At 45.4% G+C, this 17,165-nt stretch carries 16 protein-coding genes; 12 read left to right on the top strand and 4 right to left on the bottom strand.

The genetic code is table 11. The annotated features are described in order from the left end of the window. Positions 1 to 8 precede the first annotated feature (8 nt). Positions 9 to 1,454, top strand: a complete 1,446-nt coding sequence (locus AWH66_RS25185; protein WP_063604580.1) for a TrkH family potassium uptake protein — start codon at positions 9 to 11, stop codon at positions 1,452 to 1,454. On the opposite strand, the gene trhA is transcribed toward AWH66_RS25185, so the two are convergent. Together trhA and AWH66_RS25175 are read right to left on the bottom strand one after the other, a co-directional pair. After that, complete coding sequence (trhA, locus tag AWH66_RS25180; RefSeq protein WP_063604579.1) at positions 1,451 to 2,104, bottom strand: PAQR family membrane homeostasis protein TrhA; 654 nt, start codon at positions 2,102 to 2,104, stop codon at positions 1,451 to 1,453. The genes AWH66_RS25185 and trhA overlap by 4 nt on opposite strands. A gap of 68 nt (positions 2,105 to 2,172) precedes the next feature. Then, a complete protein-coding gene (locus AWH66_RS25175) occupies positions 2,173 to 2,973 on the bottom strand; it encodes a sporulation protein (protein WP_063604578.1) in 801 nt (266 codons plus the stop codon). Positions 2,974 to 3,244: 271 nt separating this feature from the next. On the opposite strand from AWH66_RS25175, the gene AWH66_RS25170 reads away from it, so the two are divergent. From AWH66_RS25170 to AWH66_RS25150, 5 genes are all read left to right on the top strand, one after another. After that, complete coding sequence (locus tag AWH66_RS25170; protein ID WP_006073009.1) at positions 3,245 to 3,442, top strand: hypothetical protein; 198 nt, start codon at positions 3,245 to 3,247, stop codon at positions 3,440 to 3,442. 116 nt (positions 3,443 to 3,558) lie between these two features. Beyond that, on the top strand, positions 3,559 to 3,825 hold the full coding sequence (locus AWH66_RS25165) for a YihD family protein (RefSeq protein WP_006073010.1): 267 nt from the start codon (positions 3,559 to 3,561) through the stop codon (positions 3,823 to 3,825). Between the two features lie 226 nt (positions 3,826 to 4,051). After that, complete coding sequence (gene ccoG, locus AWH66_RS25160) at positions 4,052 to 5,470, top strand: cytochrome c oxidase accessory protein CcoG (RefSeq protein ID WP_063604577.1); 1,419 nt, start codon at positions 4,052 to 4,054, stop codon at positions 5,468 to 5,470. Between the two features lie 61 nt (positions 5,471 to 5,531). Next, entirely contained in the window at positions 5,532 to 6,515 is a 984-nt protein-coding gene (locus AWH66_RS25155) for a serine/threonine protein kinase (RefSeq protein ID WP_063604595.1), read from the top strand. Positions 6,516 to 6,566: 51 nt separating this feature from the next. Next, on the top strand, positions 6,567 to 7,166 hold the full coding sequence (locus AWH66_RS25150; RefSeq protein ID WP_038224138.1) for a thiol:disulfide interchange protein DsbA/DsbL: 600 nt from the start codon (positions 6,567 to 6,569) through the stop codon (positions 7,164 to 7,166). A 46-nt stretch (positions 7,167 to 7,212) separates the two neighbouring features. Here the strand turns inward: AWH66_RS25150 and AWH66_RS25145 are convergent, their stop codons facing one another. Next, positions 7,213 to 8,097: an acyltransferase gene (locus AWH66_RS25145; RefSeq protein ID WP_063604576.1), complete on the bottom strand. Its 885-nt coding sequence runs from the start codon at positions 8,095 to 8,097 to the stop codon at positions 7,213 to 7,215. Between the two features lie 199 nt (positions 8,098 to 8,296). Between AWH66_RS25145 and AWH66_RS25140 the strand changes: the two genes are divergently transcribed. Beyond that, the gene (locus AWH66_RS25140) at positions 8,297 to 9,283 is read left to right on the top strand and encodes a DUF2860 domain-containing protein (protein ID WP_063604575.1); all 987 of its coding nucleotides are present in this window, start codon (positions 8,297 to 8,299) and stop codon (positions 9,281 to 9,283) included. A 143-nt stretch (positions 9,284 to 9,426) separates the two neighbouring features. Continuing rightward, a complete protein-coding gene (locus AWH66_RS25135) occupies positions 9,427 to 10,410 on the top strand; it encodes a DUF2860 family protein (RefSeq protein WP_063604574.1) in 984 nt (327 codons plus the stop codon). On the opposite strand, the gene AWH66_RS25130 is transcribed toward AWH66_RS25135, so the two are convergent. Then, positions 10,407 to 11,930, bottom strand: coding sequence for a YifB family Mg chelatase-like AAA ATPase (locus AWH66_RS25130; protein ID WP_063604573.1), 1,524 nt, complete (start codon positions 11,928 to 11,930; stop codon positions 10,407 to 10,409). The genes AWH66_RS25135 and AWH66_RS25130 overlap by 4 nt on opposite strands. A 483-nt stretch (positions 11,931 to 12,413) precedes the next feature. Here AWH66_RS25130 and ilvG point away from each other — a divergent pair, with 483 nt between their 5' ends. From ilvG to ilvD, 4 genes are read left to right on the top strand one after another with little or no spacing between them, the layout of a single operon-like run. Next, positions 12,414 to 14,060: an acetolactate synthase 2 catalytic subunit gene (gene ilvG, locus AWH66_RS25125; RefSeq protein WP_063604572.1), complete on the top strand. Its 1,647-nt coding sequence runs from the start codon at positions 12,414 to 12,416 to the stop codon at positions 14,058 to 14,060. Then, entirely contained in the window at positions 14,060 to 14,341 is a 282-nt protein-coding gene (gene ilvM, locus AWH66_RS25120) for an acetolactate synthase 2 small subunit (protein ID WP_006073039.1), read from the top strand. The genes ilvG and ilvM overlap by 1 nt, the downstream gene beginning before the upstream one ends. 14 nt (positions 14,342 to 14,355) lie before the next feature. Further along, the gene (locus tag AWH66_RS25115) at positions 14,356 to 15,309 is read left to right on the top strand and encodes a branched-chain amino acid transaminase (protein WP_006073040.1); all 954 of its coding nucleotides are present in this window, start codon (positions 14,356 to 14,358) and stop codon (positions 15,307 to 15,309) included. Between the two features lie 12 nt (positions 15,310 to 15,321). Beyond that, complete coding sequence (ilvD, locus tag AWH66_RS25110; protein WP_063604571.1) at positions 15,322 to 17,163, top strand: dihydroxy-acid dehydratase; 1,842 nt, start codon at positions 15,322 to 15,324, stop codon at positions 17,161 to 17,163. Positions 17,164 to 17,165 lie beyond the last annotated feature (2 nt).

The following is a 17,165-nucleotide window of genomic DNA, read 5'->3' as shown; positions in this document are numbered from 1 at the left end:
GCACTCCAATGGTTAACGCCCGTCCTGTTTCCTTTGTTATAGGGTTAGTGCTCTCTAAGCTAGCCCTATTTATGTACGTCCCAACATTGGTTGCTTTCTTTACTGGTACCGATGGTTTCCTTGATTTTGGCTTAGCGGTTGTCATTACCCATTTTGCCGCCTTTGTTTGCCTCTCACTTGGACGCACAAAAAACTTCAAACTCAGTGTGCGTGATATGTTCCTAATCACTAGCTTGGTTTGGACTATTGCCAGTGCCTTTGCCGCGCTCCCTTTTGTTTTTATCAACCATATCAGCTTCACCGATGCTTACTTCGAGACCATGTCTGGCATTACGACAACAGGATCAACGGTACTTAGCGGATTAGACAACATGGCTCCCAGTATTTTACTGTGGCGTTCTATTTTGCAATGGTTAGGCGGTATCGGATTTATTGTTATGGCGGTTGCCGTTCTGCCAATGCTTAACGTAGGTGGTATGCGTCTATTCCAAACAGAATCTTCAGATTGGTCAGATAAAAGCAGCCCGAGAGCCAAAACGGTCGCCAAAAACATTGTACTGGTTTATCTAGTATTAACTGGGCTTTGTCTACTGGGCTATATAGTGACAGGAATGGATCTGTTCGATGCAATTAATCACTCGTTCACTACACTTTCAACGGGCGGCTATTCCACTTCCGATGGCTCTATGAACCATTTCTCGGAAGGCGCACACTGGGTCGGTACCATCTTTATGTTCTTAGGCGGGCTACCTTTCCTACTGTTTGTTGCTGCGTTAACAAAACGCGATCCGAGAATATTGCTTAGGGATGCTCAGGTTCGAGGCTTTGGGTATCTGTTTTTAGTATCGAGCACCGTTGTGGCGTTGTGGCTATTTTGGGAAGATGGTTATGCGCTAAATGATGCATTCCGAGTCTCCATGTTCAACATCGTATCTGTTGTAACAACAACAGGCTTTGGACTGGAAGACTTTACGGCTTGGGGACCGCTACCTTCGGTTATTTTTGCGTTTATGATGATGGTAGGAGCATGTTCAGGTTCAACCTCGGGCGGCATCAAAATATTCCGTTTTCAGATAGCTGTTACCTTGCTTAATAAGCAAATGATGAAGCTCATTCATCCGTCAGGCGTCTTTGTCCAACGCTACAATAACCGTCCCGTCAATGATGATATCGTGCGCTCAGTTGTCGCATTTGTGTTGATGTTCTTTGTGACTATTATCGTTATTGCCGCAGGATTGAGTGCAATGGGGCTGGATCCAGTCACCAGTATCTCCGGCTCGATCACCGCAGTCGCGAACGTAGGACCAGGGATGGGCGATATTATTGGCCCAACAGGTAACTTTGCGCCACTTCCCGATGCCGCTAAGTGGCTGCTTAGCTTTGGTATGTTAATGGGCCGTTTGGAAATCCTGACCCTGTTAGTACTTTTCTTCCCTGCGTTTTGGCGCCGCTAAACCGGCGCTACATACCAGTACACTGCAAAAAAGTGACAAGCTGCTCCTGCAAGCACAAAAAGATGCCAAATAGCATGGTTATAGGGTATCCGCTTATTGGCATAGAACACGACACCCAAGGTGTAAATCGCGCCGCCCAATGCCAATAGTATTAAGCCCGAGGGCTCTAAATGCTTAGCCAATTGATAGATGACTATCACCGATAACCACCCCATGACAAGATAGGTAATCAATGAAGCACGTTTAAAGCGATAAACGAAGAACAACTTCATAATGATACCAATGACAGCCAGCGCCCAAATAACAACCATTAAGCCAATTGCTAGTGGTGTTCTCAGACTCACCAGCATAAACGGTGTATAGCTACCCGCTATCAACAAAAAAATAGCGCAATGGTCGAAAGTTTTCAGCCAGCGTTTACTGTTAGGGTTAGCAATAGAGTGATACAAGGTTGATGCCAGAAATAGCGTGATCATGCTAGCGCCATAAAGGCTCATACTAGTAATCGTGAGAACGTCGGCGTGCGCACCAAGCGCTTTCTGCAGCAGTAGTATCAAGCCTACAATGGACAGCAGCACTCCAATACCATGAGAGATGCTGTTCGCCCACTCTTCACGAGCGCTGTAATTGGAAGTAATTGCTGAGGACATTAAGGCATACTCTAAAAGGACAGTGATTAAAGAGTATGCCACATTCAGCTAACATGCGTAAGCCGAAGTTAGGTTGTTTGCTCTAAGTAAGCCAGAACCTGCTGACCCGCTTCTTCACCAGACAGTGAACTTGGGATCTGCATTTCTCGTTTCAGTTGCCCTAAACCAATGAGACTTGAGAGCATGCCTTTTACTCCCTCTTTATTTCTATCGACTTCAAACCACAACTTGAGTTCATCTTCACTACGGTAAGCAATGATTTCAAGCTCACGCCAGCGACCATGGTAAGGCCCAGTGGTTGGAACAAACTCAAACTCTTGAACAAACGGCATAGTAAAGCCCTTTGCCGCTTCGCACTCAACCTGACGAATACGCAACCCTTGCTCTTCCAAAGCAGAGAATATGCCGTCCACTAATGGATCTGGCCTCACTGTCAGCATATCTTTGTCCGTCGGATCAGCTGCTAGCGCGATATCCAATCCCGTTTCCAACCACACTTTAGAGTCACCAATCGTCACCGGAGTATTCCAAGGTACGTCAAGCTCAACTTCAAAGTCTCGTGTTTCTCCTGGCTCAATGGTGAATGCGTAAGGCAGTTTCCATGTTTGCAACTCAAAAGTTTTCGATACTCTTTTTTTCGGTGCGCCCGGTTGATTGCTATTGTCGTGATTACTACGTGCTACCTCATCAATATAGCGACAACAGAGTCTCATATTGATGTTATCCACCGTCTGGGCAGTGTTACCACCATAAACGTGAATTGTGACTTTTACTGTCTCACCGGGGTAGAGGTATTCTTGGTGAAGAACAGAATCCACTCGCGCGGCGCCGATACCAAAACTTGCTAAGGTTTTCTTAAAAAAAGACATACGCACATCCATTTATATCCCAAGATAGTGCTACCGTTTTATCGCAAAATGATAGAGAAAACAAATATCCAACGCACAAATCCATTGTGGAAAAAATGACCAATAATTCACTGCAAACTATCGTATCCACACAAACTTGGTGGTATTCTATGCGTGATATGCATGCATATCATTATTCCTGATTACTTATTTGGAGTGGCATAAGTCAAAAAAGAGTAACATTGAGAGTTATTTCGATGTTCTCATAAGTAATCAGGCCATTAGATTGGCAATGGAATTGCCTGACTTGTTAGGTAAAACAATGCGCCCAACACCCGTCAGGTTTTCGTACTCAAATCGTGGTGCGTCGCGTCGTCGCAGTGGTTTCGTTTCTGCGCCTGTCGCAAAAAAAGTCGCTCCTTCAATGACGCTCGTTGAACAAAGTGTTCGTATGGCACCAGCTCCAACCAGAGTTGTTAAAGCGGCATAATAAAAAGCGCAGTTATCCTGCGCTTTTTTTTGTGTCCAATTCCTTCATTTATTGGTATTAGCCCCGATTTTTGGTACTTTTACTCAAAAATACTTATAAAAATTGTGGAGAAAGTTATGAAGTGTCACCGCGTCAACGAACTCATTGAGTTAATACATCCAGAATGGCAGAAAGAACCTGACCTTAACTTACTGGAATTTATTATAAAACTGTCCAATGAAGCTGGATACGAAGGTAAGCTTGAAGATCTCACTGATGATGTTCTGATCTACCACCTAAAAATGCGCAATAGCCAGAAAGACGAGATGATTCCTGGATTGGCGAAAGACCAAGAGGATGACTTCAAAACCGCACTATTAAAGGCTCGCGGCATCATCAAATAACCAAACGTTATAAAAACGACCCTCTAAGGGTCGTTTTTTATATGAGCCGACGCTAATTTTGTTGTTAAAGGTTGATAGCCTTAAAGAAATGAAATTGTTATCAAGGTTATAATCGCTGGGTTTTAATACTGCGTACTGATTAGTAAGTGACTTACCAGTCGCAGCAATGTCGGAATAGATAGAGTGCGTCAAAACGCACCGTCAGCCCAAGAAGGACAGCCTCAGCATGAGTCAGGATAAAATTGACGTAAAGGATGTAACACCCAAAACGTTCAACCCCAAAACCCACAAAGGCAACGGAGATCGATTTAACCCAAGTAATCGCATCTACGTTCGTGAAAGTAAAGGAACCTTTCAAAAGCTTAGACGCTACGGCGGCTGGTTTTTACTCCTATTGTTCGCACTGGTACCTTGGATACCTTACGGCGAGAGACAAGCGGTATTGCTTGATATTGGTAATCAGCAATTTAACTTTTTTGGCACCACACTTTATCCGCAAGATCTCACCCTACTCGCGTTACTATTTATGGTGGCGGCATTTGGCCTGTTTTTCATCACCACATTTTTAGGTCGAGTTTGGTGTGGCTACTTATGCCCACAGACCGTCTGGACCTTTATGTACATTTGGTTTGAAGAAAAGCTAGAAGGTAGCGCCAACAAAAGACGCAAGCAAGACAGCGGTAAACTCAGTCCAAACCTCATTATGCGTAAAGGTCTCAAACATGTCGCTTGGTTAGCTATTGCGTTAGCGACTGGCTTTACCTTTACCGGCTATTTTGTGCCAATTGGCGCGCTCGTTAGTGATTTTTTCACCTTTAATGCCAGCTTCTGGCCCGTATTCTGGGTACTGTTTTTTGCCGGTTGTACATACGCGAACGCAGGCTGGATGCGCTCCATCATGTGCATCCATATGTGCCCTTACGCTCGCTTCCAGTCTGCCATGTTTGATAAGGACACCTTTATTGTTGGCTACAACAGCCAACGAGGTGAAACTCGTGGTCCTCGCTCTCGTAAAGCGGACCCGAAAAAGCTGGGCTTGGGTGACTGTATTGACTGTGACCTTTGTGTACAAGTGTGCCCAACGGGCATTGATATCCGAGATGGTTTGCAGTACGAATGCATCAACTGCGGCGCCTGTATTGACGCGTGTGACAAGACCATGGACAGAATGGGCTATGAGAAAGGTCTAATAAGCTACACCACGGAGCACCGTCTCTCAGGTAAACACACCAAAGTCATGCGACCAAAGCTACTAGGTTATGGCTCGGTATTACTGGTGATGATTGCCCTGTTCTTTGTGCAGATTTCGGCCGTCGACCCAGCGGGGCTGAGTGTGCTTAGGGATCGCAACCAACTGTTCCGAGTTAACAGTGATGGTCTGGTTGAAAATACCTACACCCTGAAGGTCATCAATAAAACACAACAAGAGCAACAATATACGCTTAGTGTTTCTGGACTAGAGAACGCAACGTGGTATGGCAGACAAACCATTTCCGTTGAACCAGGTGAAGTCTTTAACCTGCCGATCAGTTTAGGTGCAGATCCAGAGCAACTCAGTTCACCTGTGTCGACAATTCAGTTTATACTGAGCGACAGTAATGACTTCTCGACAGAAGTAGAAAGTCGATTTATTAAGAAGCTCTAACCGACGTGTTAGCTACCTATTATAGGAAAAGGGCTCAGCAATGAGCCCTTTTATTTTATACATGACAGATAAAGCCTTTAACTTTGATGCCCTCACTCCCGATTTCATGTGGTATGCCTTAGAAAGCATCGGTGTTCGCGCAGAATCCGGCTTGCTTGCTCTTAACAGCTACGAAAACCGCGTCTATCAATTTACTGATGAAGATAGAAAGCGCTTTGTGGTCAAGTTTTATAGACCACAACGCTGGAGCCGTGATCAAATCCAAGAAGAGCACGACTTTTCCAATGAACTGGTGGAAAACGAAGTACCTATTGCCGCGCCTCTATCGATTAACGGAGAGACTATTCACGAGTATCAAGGTTATCTGTTCACTCTGTTTAATAGTGAAGGTGGCCGCCAGTTCGAGGTTGATAACCTAGATCAACTAGAATGGGTGGGACGATTTATGGGCCGTATCCATCAGGTAGGAGCCCAAAGGAACTTTATCCATCGCCCGACAATTGGTCTGGAAGAGTACGTGTATCAGCCAAGAAAACTGCTGCAGTCGTCAACATTCATCCCTGCACATTTAGAAAATGCGTTTTTTAGCGATTTAGATTTACTGATCTCGCAAATTGAAGCGCATTGGCAACCTAGTGAAACCATTCGTCTACATGGCGACTGCCACCCGGGCAACATTCTTTGGCGTGACGGTCCGATGTTTGTGGATCTAGACGATGCACGAAATGGGCCTGCTATTCAGGATTTATGGATGTTGCTCAATGGCGATCGACAAGACAAAATGATGCAACTTGATGTTCTATTGGAGGGATATCAAGAATTTGGTGACCTCGCCAACGATCAATTGAAACTAATTGAGCCTTTACGCGGTCTACGTATGGTGCACTACATGGCTTGGTTAGCGAAACGCTGGCATGATCCTGCCTTTCCACAGGCCTTTCCTTGGTTCAATGATGCCAAATACTGGGAAGGACAAGTGTTAGGTTTTAAAGAACAGATAGCCGCGCTGAATGAAAAGCCACTTTCATTACAACCGCAGTGGTGACAAACTATCCCCATTCCTGATAAGGATTTGGTTTTACACATGGAGAAAATAATGAAAAAAATCATCGCATTATTTGCGACGCTTCTAGTCAGCCTGGGAGTCAGTGCAGCACAATTTCAAGAAGGTACTCATTACAAGGTTTTAGATTTAGAAAAATCGTCTAAGCCAGTAGTGACTGAATACTTCTCTTTCTACTGCCCTCACTGCAACAGTTTCGAGCCTATCATTGCGCAGCTTAAGAAAAAGATTCCAGCAGATGCTAAGTTCCAGAAGAACCACGTTTCTTTTATGGGTGGCAACATGGGCCTTTCAATGAGCAAAGCCTACGCGACTATGGTGGCGTTAAAGATTGAAGACAAGATGGTTCCTGTGATGTTTAACCGTATTCATAACATGAACAAACCGCCTCGCAATGACGAAGAACTGCGTCAAATCTTCTTAGATGAAGGTGTGGACGCGAAGAAATTTGATGCCGCATTTAACGGCTTTGCTGTTGACTCTATGGTGCGCCGTTTTGATAAGCAGTTTAAAGACAGCGGACTTTCTGGTGTCCCTGCTGTCATCGTCAATAACAAGTACCTAGTCGAAGCTGGTGGCATTCAGTCATTGGATGAGTACTTTGAGCTGGTAAACTTCCTATTGAAGAAATAAGCCGCTCTAAAATGTAAAAACCGAGCCCAAATGAGCTCGGTTTTTTTTATTTGGTGTGGATATCATCGAGTACTTGGTCCTTGTCCTTCCAAACGTCACCTAACCATTTTTGGAACTCTCGCTTGTAAGGCTTATCGTTAAAGTAATCACCCAAGATTTTGTTATCTACCGGCAGAATACGAACCTTTACGACTATTTTTTTCATATCGCCCATTAATGCCGCTTTAAACGGCTCATCCGTATTTTTCGGATACGCCAGAGTGACATCAATAATATTTTCAAACTGGTCACCCATCGCTGCCAATGTATAAGCAATGCCACCGGACTTAGGTTGTAATAAATAGTTGTAACCCGCGGCACTTTTCTTCTGCTTATCGGCAGTAAAGCGCGTTCCTTCTACATAATTAACCACTGTCGTCGGGGTATCTTTAAACTTTGCACATGAGCGACGCGTGGTGGCGAGATCTTGTCCACGCTTTTCTGGATGACGAAGCAAATACTCACGTGAATAACGCTTCATAAACGGCATATCTAGCGCCCAACAAGCCATGCCGACAAAAGGGACGTACAAAAGTTGTTGTTTCAGAAAAAACTTAGGCATCGGAATGCGATCTTTAAATATGCTACAGAGCACAACAATGTCAGTCCAACTCAGGTGGTTACTGATCATCAAATACCAACCATCTTTTCGCAGTGATTCTAGTCCTTCAATGTCCCATTCCACCTTGGGATTGACCAAATGAAGAATACCGTGATTCACCGTCGCCCATAACCACATAAATCGATTTGCTAAAGACGTACACAATCGCTGTAGAGGTTTGATCGGAAGTAGAAATTTGATCAATCCAAACCCAAGAATAGGAATCGAACAAAATGCTGTATTAATGATGACCAGAGAGGCACTAATAATAAAAAGTAGGTATCCAAGCATAACCAACTATCTATGATTCGTTTGTGACAATTTTATGGCGGTTAATTGTACAAGGCGTACTGCCTTGTGCAATGGTTTTATCATTGGTCTGATTTGTGTTGTAACTCAAAAAAAACGCGCTTATTCTGAACTAATAACATAGCATAAACATATAATTACAATCGTTACCAAAATAATCAGAACATGATAAGGATCAGTTATGAAACAGGCATGGAGTGTCTTGGCAGTGTCCCTTGGTCTTGTCTCACAGGTAGCAGTGGCTAAGCTGGGAGAAAGCAATGGTTTTAGCGGTGAAATTGCGTTAAACGCGGCTTACGCAAGCAAAACATCGAATCTTACTAATACCGACGATGAATTTCGCAACTACACTGGTAGTCAACAAGAAGACAGCGGCGCATTAGTACTTCCCCTTGGTAGTCTTCAATATACGTTTGGATCGCAATCAAACCATCAATTGTTTTTAGGTACATCACGAGCCGATATCGCCGTTGGTACGGTAGCACTTGAGGCAGGCTACAAATATCTATTTCGCGATAAAACCAAAGTGAGTGTTTCTTTCTTGCCAACCATTCTAGAGGGTGAAGTCTGGCAAGACCCCTACACGACAGATACTCGCAATACTACCAAAGAAAAAGGCAACGCTTATCGTCTGCAACTAGACAATATTGCCGGATCGTTATTCAGCTTGGACCTTGCCTACGGCAAACGTGAATTGGATGAGGAGCGCTCTGGTACAGGCGTGCCTGCCTTATCTCCACAGGAAGCACAGCTCCTGAGCCGTAACGCTGATATCCTCTATGGTAAATTCAAAATGATGTTACCTGTGAGTCAACAAGTGTTGCTCTATCCCGCTCTGATTTACACCCAGCAGGATGCGGATGGCAATGCGATGAAACACAATACTTATGGTGCAGAGTTATCCTCTTTCATGTCGTTTGGAAATCACAAACTGGCACTGACGTTAGGCTATTTAAAACGGGATTACGATGCGGTAAATCCAATCTATGACAAAACTCGTGGTGATGACGAATGGAAGGCTTTCCTAGCATATGAGTATCCGGGAATTTTCTATTCCGATAACGTATCGCTTGTTGCCTTTGCAGGTGCGACCAATAGTGATTCCAACATCGATTTCTACGATGAGAAAGACTGGATTACCGCAGTTGGCCTAAACTGGAAATTCTAATAGGTCATACACATATCCATTGCCTTCCGTTATACGTGGCTTAGCGAAGCATTTTGCTAAGCCATTTTTTATCGCTACAGTACCCGCCAAGTTTATAAGGAAATAACTTCTTTACCCACAACCTACTGATTTATGGATATGTCATGGCCATTCGATACTCCTTTCTTTCGCTTATCGCGCTTATAGCATTTACTGCGACCTACAGCTCTCTATCTGTCGCGTCACTAGCCCAGAGTAAAGGCTTTAGCGGTGAAATATCGGTCAGCAATACACAAGTAGGAGAAAAATCCAATTTAGTGGCCAGCATCGATCCCAAAATCAGCGCCTCTCAAGAAGCATACGATGAGTTCTGGATGCCATTAGGTATGCTCAATTACACTTTTGGTTCGCAAAGCAATAAACAATGGTTCATTGGTACTTCCCGTAACGATATTGCCGTCGGTACCTTTGTATTAGAAGGCGGTTATCGGCAACAACAAAACGATGGTTCTATTTGGAGTGTGTCTTATTTGCCGACCGTCCTTGGAGAACCGATTTGGAACAATCCATACGTCAGTGCCGAACAGCTGCAAGCAGCAGAAGCAACAGGCGATGCGTATCGTTTTCAGATGGAGAACATCGCAGGCTCACTGTTTACCCTAGATTTGGCATACGGAACCCGAGTAGTTGATGAAGAGCTTTCGGCAACAAACCTTAATCTTCACTCTGATTATGATAGGAATAGCCATCTCTACTATGCGAAAGGCTCTTACACGTTAGCGGTTAATAATCACTGGCTGTTGTTTCCATCAGTGATTTATGTGGTTGATGATGCTAAGGGTCAAGCCGTCAGAAACCAAGGGTCTGGCGCCGAGCTTACTGCTCTATTCACCTATCAGCGACACAGCGTTGCCACGACCATGAGCTATATGAATCATGAATATCGTGGCGAGAATGTCATTTTCGATCAGAATCATCGTATCGATGAAAAATACAGTGCGTTTTTGGCTTACGAATACCTCTCTTTATGGAACATTGATGCATTATCTTTGATATCCCTATCAGGATACAACGCGACAGATTCCTCCATCGCCTTTTATGAGTCCGCCGATTGGATAACCTCTGTAGGCATGAACTTCGCCTTCTAAACGGCTTGCGCAGTCAATTGTTTTAGCAACCTATCCATAGCGCGATACCCTAACGCTTCAGCTAAATGTGCTCTTTGAATAGCCTCCTCACCGCCAAGATCAGCAATAGTACGTGCTACTTTGATAATTCGATGATAGGCACGAACAGACAGCCCCAAACGGTGTAGAGCATTCTCAAGAAACTCAGCATCCGCTTTCTTTAAGCGACAACAATCCTCGATTTCACCGCTGTGAAGGAGTGCATTCACCTTGCCATTGCGACTCAACATCACATCACGCGCTCGATGAACACGCTGACGCACGACTTGAGTTGACTCTCCTCGCTCTCCCCCTTCAGACAATGTGCCTTTGGGCAATGACGGTATTTCAATCGACATATCAAATCGGTCGAGCAAAGGTCCCGATAATCGACTGAGGTAGCGTAGAATCAGCTGAGGGTTGGTGCGTGATTGATTACCTTCATAGTAACCAGTAGGGCTCGGGTTCAATGCCCCAACAAGTTGGAATCGAGCTGGAAAACGGGTTTTCCCTTGGGCTCGTGAGATAATAATTTCGCCGGATTCAAGCGGCTCTCGAAGTGAATCCAATACTTTTCTTTCAAATTCGGGCATTTCATCGAGGAATAGTAACCCATTATGTGCCAGAGAAATTTCTCCTGGTCTTGGTATCGAACCTCCACCAACTAATGCCGCCATAGAACTCGAATGATGAGGGGCACGAAAAGGCCGAGTTTTCCAATTGTCTTCATTAATTTCCTGTTGCGTCAACGACGCGACCGAGGCCGTTTCCATCGCTTCTTGTTCGCTCATTTCAGGTAATAAGTCACAAAGCCGTGAGGCCAACATGGTTTTTCCGGTTCCAGGAGGACCGAGAAAGAGTAAGTTATGATTTCCTGCAGCGGCAATCTCTAAAGCTCGCTTTCCTTGCTGTTGGCCGATGATATCTTGTAGATCGCGTGTTTTAGGCACCATTTTTATCTGCTTAGCGTCGGTATATAGGGATAAAGCTTGTTGGCCCATCAAATACGCACTAACATCGAGTAGACCTGATGCCGATTTATGGTGCTCTCGGCCAACCAAAGCCGCCTGATTACCATTGCCCTCTGGCACCACTAAACATCGACGGCTTTTGTTAGCGGCTAGTGCCGCAGGTAAAACACCCTTGACGACCCTAAGCTCTCCAGAAAGCGCTAGCTCACCAACAAACTCATGCGCGAGTAGCTTATCGTGAGGTAACTGATCAGACGCCGCCAAAATGCCTAATGCAATAGGAAGATCAAATCGCCCTCCCTCTTTGGGCAGATCCGCTGGAGCAAGATTCACCGTGATTCTTTTCGCCGGAAACTCAAACCGTGAATTGATAATGGCACTGCGTACTCGGTCTTTAGATTCCTTAACTGTCGTCTCTGGAAGTCCTACCAGTGTAAAGCCGGGCATACCGTTACTGATGTGGACTTCAACCGTAACCAAAGGTGCTTCAACACCAACGCTCGCTCGACTATAAATAATCGATAATCCCATGAAATCCCTTTTTCCTTCCAATTTCTCTCACTTAGATGGTTAAAAGTCAGAGTTTTATATATACCCCATGTTATACAGCCATATTTAATGCTGAGTAAATGTGAAAAAAGTATGATTTTTTGCTTGTCAGGTAACAGAAATTTGTGATACCACTAGTGACGCAAACATTTTCGTTAGAAACAACACAACGATTTAGAAACAAGATAATGACTTTTAACGCTCACTCTCACACTCTGATTAGCCTGATTATTGTGGTCCTGATTGGTACCGCACGGGGGCATGTGGGCGGAAAATAACCACGAGATTCAAAAAACCCCCGCACTGAGAAGTCCGGGGGTTTTTTTACAAACTCAAAATATAAATTTGATAGTGATCACTCATAGAAGCCCTCTCGGTGGATATGACAGGAAGAAATGGAGCACACAATGTGCAATCGAACGACAAACAGTCACGACAGCAAGCGTGACACCCAAGGAGGCTATAATGACAGGTGCTGAATTAGTTGTAGCCGCATTGAGACAGCAAGGCATTGAAACGGTATTTGGCTATCCTGGTGGAGCCATCATGCCAATCTACGATGCTCTGTATGATGGTGGTGTAGAACATATCCTCTGCCGACACGAACAAGGCGCTGCAATGGCTGCCATCGGTCTGGCAAGAGCCACCAAAGACGTTGCTGTTTGTATGGCCACCTCCGGCCCCGGTGCCACCAATCTCGTAACCGGCCTCGCCGATGCTTTTCTCGATTCGATCCCTCTCGTAGCTATCACTGGTCAAGTTGCCAGCTCCTATATCGGTACTGATGCATTCCAAGAAATGGATGTGATTGGTATGTCTCTCTCGTGTACCAAACATAGCTATCTGGTCACTGACATTGAAGAGCTAGCTCCAACTCTTGCCGAAGCATTTGAAGTTGCTAAAACAGGCAGACCTGGCCCTGTTATTGTCGATATTGCTAAAGATGTCCAACTTGCTAATGCTCCGGTTGATGTCCTTCCCCCGTTTACGCCACCAGCGATCCCTGTTGCTTTGTCAGAGCAAGTCCAGTTAGCACAGCAACTGCTTGATCAAAGCTCTCGCCCTGTTCTGTATGTAGGTGGTGGTGTGCAACTTGCCGATGCCACAGAGTCTGTACGTGAGTTTTTACGCCTCAACCCTATGCCAAGTGTCAGCACACTAAAAGGCTTAGGCACCATAGAGAGACACGACCCACACTACTTGGGAATGTTGGGCATGCACGGTACCAAGGCCGCAAACTTAGTCGTTCAAGAATGTGACCTTTTAATCGTGGTTGGTGCTCGTTTTGATGACCGCGTGACCGGAAAACTGGATACCTTTGCTCCTCATGCAAAAGTGATTCATATCGATATTGATGCTGCAGAATTTAACAAGCTAAGACAAGCTCATGCCGCATTACGTGGTGACATCAACATCATCTTGCCACAACTTGAACTGTCAAAAGATATTGCTCCTTGGGTACATCACAGCGAAAGCTTACGCAGTGGTTTTAAATGGCGCTATGACCATCCAGGAGATTTGATTTTTGCTCCACTGCTCCTTAAACAGCTATCAGACATGATGCCTGAGTCTTCGATTATCTCGACTGACGTTGGCCAACACCAAATGTGGGCAGCACAACATATCCAGCCTAGATTGCCTGAGAATTTCATTACTTCGGCTGGTCTCGGCACTATGGGCTTTGGTCTTCCAGCAGCAATGGGAGCAGCAGTTGGTCGCCCTGACGACCAATCGATCCTAATTACTGGTGACGGTTCATTCATGATGAATGTTCAAGAGCTAGGCACACTGAAGCGCCGTCAAATACCCGTTAAAATTGTGCTGTTAAATAACCAACGTCTTGGTATGGTTAGACAGTGGCAGTCACTGTTTTTTGATGGTCGACACAGCGAAACAATTTTGGATGATAACCCTGACTTTGTCATGCTCGCTAAGGCATTCGATATCCCAGGAAAAACCATCACTCGCAAAGAAGAAGTCGAGCCTGCACTCAAAGAAATGCTAGAGAGCAAGACCTCATACATGCTTCACGTGTTGATAGATGAAGAAGAAAACGTATGGCCTTTGGTTCCGCCAGGTGCCTCAAATAGTGACATGTTGGAGAATACCTAATGGACAGATACTTATTAGACATCAAAGCCGATGACAAGCCTGTCTTGCTAGAGCGCGTATTACGCGTTATTCGCCACCGTGGCTTTATCATTAAACAAGTGGCTGCAACACAAAACCATGAAAGTAAGATTGCCAGTGTTGAGATCATTGTTGATAGCGATCGCCCTATCACGACCTTGATCAATCAGATTGAGAAGCTTTGGGATATTCGCACCATCGAGGTGACAGAGCTTAAACACAACGAACTGACCAATCACAACCTACAAGAACAAAGTGCATAAGGAAGGAATGCTAAATGGCTAAAAGTACAGCAGATTTTATTTGGTTTAATGGTGAGATGGTTCCATGGGCAGAGGCGAACGTTCACGTCTTAACTCACGCAATGCATTATGGTACTTCTGTTTTTGAAGGGGTTCGTTGTTATAACACACCTAACGGTCCTGTGGTTTTCCGTCACCCTGAGCACGCCAAGCGCCTTAAAGATTCCGCTAAGATTTATCGCTTCCCAATTCCTTACACTGAGGAAGAAATCATGGAAGCAACCCGTGAGACACTGCGCCAAAATAAGCTTGAATCCGCTTATATTCGTCCATTAGGTTTTGTCGGTAACGTTGGTCTAGGTGTTTGCCCTCCAGAAGGAACGCAAATGGAGCTCATCATTGCCGCTTTCCCTTGGGGCTCTTACCTAGGTGAAGAAGCACTGGCAAACGGTGTAGACGCAATGATCTCAAGCTGGAACCGCGCCGCGCCAAATACCATTCCAACTGCAGCAAAAGCTGGTGGTAACTATCTTTCTTCATTGCTTGTTGGCGGTGAAGCACGTCGTCACGGTTATGACGAAGGTATTGCTCTCAGTGTCGATGGTTATCTATCAGAAGGCGCTGGTGAGAACATTTTTGTAGTGAAAGATGGCGTCATCACAACACCACCAGCAACCAGCGCGATCCTACCAGGCATCACTCGCGACTCGATCATGACTATTGCGAAAGATATGGGCTACGACGTTCGTGAAGCTAACATTGCTCGTGAAGCACTTTACCTCGCAGACGAAGTATTTATGACCGGTACCGCTGCTGAAATCGTTCCGGTACGCAGCATTGATAAAATCGATGTTGGTACAGGTAAACGCGGTCCAATTACCAAAGTTATGCAAGATGCGTATTTTGGCCTATTCAATGGCACCACTGAAGATAAGTGGGGCTGGCTAGATTACGTATACCCAGAACAGAAACCAGCATCAGCAAAATAAGGAAGAAGTACAATGCCTAAATACAGATCAGCCACCACAACTCATGGTCGCAACATGGCTGGTGCTCGTGCACTTTGGCGTGCAACTGGTGTCAAAGAAGAAGATTTCGGTAAGCCAATTATTGCTGTTGTAAACTCGTTTACCCAATTTGTACCGGGACACGTTCACCTTAAAGACCTTGGCCAACTCGTCGCCAGAGAAATTGAAGAAGCGGGCGGTATTGCCAAAGAATTCAATACCATTGCTGTTGATGATGGCATCGCTATGGGTCACGGCGGTATGTTGTACTCACTGCCTTCACGTGAGCTCATTGCCGACTCTGTAGAGTATATGGTCAACGCTCACTGTGCAGACGCCATGGTGTGTATCTCCAACTGCGATAAGATCACTCCGGGAATGTTGATGGCTTCAATGCGCCTGAACATTCCAGTGATCTTCGTTTCTGGCGGTCCAATGGAGGCTGGTAAAACTAAGCTTTCTGATCAGATCATCAAACTCGATCTGGTTGATGCCATGATCCAAGGTGCCGATCCTACGGTTTCTGACGAGCAAAGTGAGCAAGTTGAACGCTCAGCATGTCCAACTTGTGGTTCTTGCTCAGGCATGTTCACCGCCAACTCGATGAACTGTCTAACAGAAGCATTAGGTCTTTCGCAACCAGGTAATGGCTCACTACTTGCGACTCACGCAGACCGTGAAGTGCTGTTCAAAAATGCTGGTAAGCGTATCGTTGACCTAACTAAGCGCTACTACGAGCAAGATGACGCGACTGCCCTCCCACGCAACATCGCCACCAAAGATGCTTTTGAGAACGCGATGGCGCTTGATATCGCTATGGGGGGCTCAACCAATACGGTGCTTCACCTATTAGCAGCCGCCCAAGAAGGTGAAGTGGATTTCGATATGGAAGATATCGACCAAATGTCTCGCCGCGTCCCTAACCTGTGTAAAGTGGCACCTTCCACACCTAAGTATCACATGGAAGATGTACACCGTGCTGGTGGGGTTATCGGCATTCTGGGTGAACTTAATCGTGCAGGCTTGCTTAATAGCCAAACTAAGACTGTTCTTGGCCTTACGATGGAAGAACAACTCAATCAATACGACATTATGTTGACGGATTCCGAGGAAATTAAGTCGTTCTATCGCGCAGGTCCTGCTGGTATTCGCACCACTCAAGCGTTCTCTCAAGATTGTCGCTGGGATACCTTAGATGATGATCGTGAGAATGGCTGTATTCGCACAAAAGACAACGCCTATAGCCAAGATGGTGGTCTCGCAGTGCTGAAAGGTAATATTGCTCTAGATGGCTGTATTGTTAAAACAGCAGGTGTAGATGAAGGCAGCCTGGTATTCCAAGGCCCTGCTGTTGTTTTTGAAAGCCAAGAAGATGCGGTTGATGGCATTTTGGGTGGTAAAGTAAAAGCAGGCGATGTTGTGGTTATTCGCTACGAAGGACCAAAAGGCGGTCCGGGAATGCAAGAAATGTTGTACCCAACCACATACCTAAAATCGATGGGCCTTGGTAAAGAGTGTGCACTTCTCACTGATGGTCGATTCTCTGGCGGTACTTCTGGCCTATCTATCGGTCACGCCTCTCCGGAAGCGGCAAATGGCGGTACTATTGGCCTTGTCAAAGACGGTGACACTATTAGCATTGATATCCCATCACGCAGCATCACGTTGGATGTCGCTGAATCTGAGCTTGCTGCTCGACGCGCAGAGCAAGACAAGTTGGGTTGGAAACCGGCAGATCGCGAACGTACGGTCTCTTTAGCACTTAAAGCTTACGCTAACCTTGCAACCAGTGCAGACAAAGGTGCAGTGCGCGATAAGTCGAAACTCGAGGGCTAACA

Source organism: Vibrio barjaei, assembly GCF_001639065.2.
In the GTDB taxonomy this organism is placed as follows: domain Bacteria; phylum Pseudomonadota; class Gammaproteobacteria; order Enterobacterales; family Vibrionaceae; genus Vibrio; species Vibrio barjaei.
The sequence above is the reverse complement of the archived record's forward strand: the minus strand, read 5'-3'. Positions and strand labels throughout refer to the sequence as shown.

Excerpts from the sequence above, each read along its gene's own strand:
- AWH66_RS25155 (WP_063604595.1), top strand. The coding sequence starts at position 5,532 with ATGACAGATAAAGCCTTTAACTTTGATGCCCTCACTCCCGATTTCATG.
- AWH66_RS25145 (WP_063604576.1), bottom strand. The coding sequence starts at position 8,097 with ATGCTTGGATACCTACTTTTTATTATTAGTGCCTCTCTGGTCATCATT.
- AWH66_RS25175 (WP_063604578.1), bottom strand. The coding sequence starts at position 2,973 with ATGTCTTTTTTTAAGAAAACCTTAGCAAGTTTTGGTATCGGCGCCGCG.
- trhA (WP_063604579.1), bottom strand. The coding sequence starts at position 2,104 with ATGTCCTCAGCAATTACTTCCAATTACAGCGCTCGTGAAGAGTGGGCG.
- AWH66_RS25140 (WP_063604575.1), top strand. The coding sequence starts at position 8,297 with ATGAAACAGGCATGGAGTGTCTTGGCAGTGTCCCTTGGTCTTGTCTCA.
- ilvD (WP_063604571.1), top strand. The coding sequence starts at position 15,322 with ATGCCTAAATACAGATCAGCCACCACAACTCATGGTCGCAACATGGCT.
- AWH66_RS25185 (WP_063604580.1), top strand. The coding sequence starts at position 9 with ATGGTTAACGCCCGTCCTGTTTCCTTTGTTATAGGGTTAGTGCTCTCT.
- ccoG (WP_063604577.1), top strand. The coding sequence starts at position 4,052 with ATGAGTCAGGATAAAATTGACGTAAAGGATGTAACACCCAAAACGTTC.
- ilvG (WP_063604572.1), top strand. The coding sequence starts at position 12,414 with ATGACAGGTGCTGAATTAGTTGTAGCCGCATTGAGACAGCAAGGCATT.
- ilvM (WP_006073039.1), top strand. The coding sequence starts at position 14,060 with ATGGACAGATACTTATTAGACATCAAAGCCGATGACAAGCCTGTCTTG.
- AWH66_RS25115 (WP_006073040.1), top strand. The coding sequence starts at position 14,356 with ATGGCTAAAAGTACAGCAGATTTTATTTGGTTTAATGGTGAGATGGTT.
- AWH66_RS25135 (WP_063604574.1), top strand. The coding sequence starts at position 9,427 with ATGGCCATTCGATACTCCTTTCTTTCGCTTATCGCGCTTATAGCATTT.
- AWH66_RS25165 (WP_006073010.1), top strand. The coding sequence starts at position 3,559 with ATGAAGTGTCACCGCGTCAACGAACTCATTGAGTTAATACATCCAGAA.
- AWH66_RS25150 (WP_038224138.1), top strand. The coding sequence starts at position 6,567 with ATGAAAAAAATCATCGCATTATTTGCGACGCTTCTAGTCAGCCTGGGA.
- AWH66_RS25170 (WP_006073009.1), top strand. The coding sequence starts at position 3,245 with ATGGAATTGCCTGACTTGTTAGGTAAAACAATGCGCCCAACACCCGTC.
- AWH66_RS25130 (WP_063604573.1), bottom strand. The coding sequence starts at position 11,930 with ATGGGATTATCGATTATTTATAGTCGAGCGAGCGTTGGTGTTGAAGCA.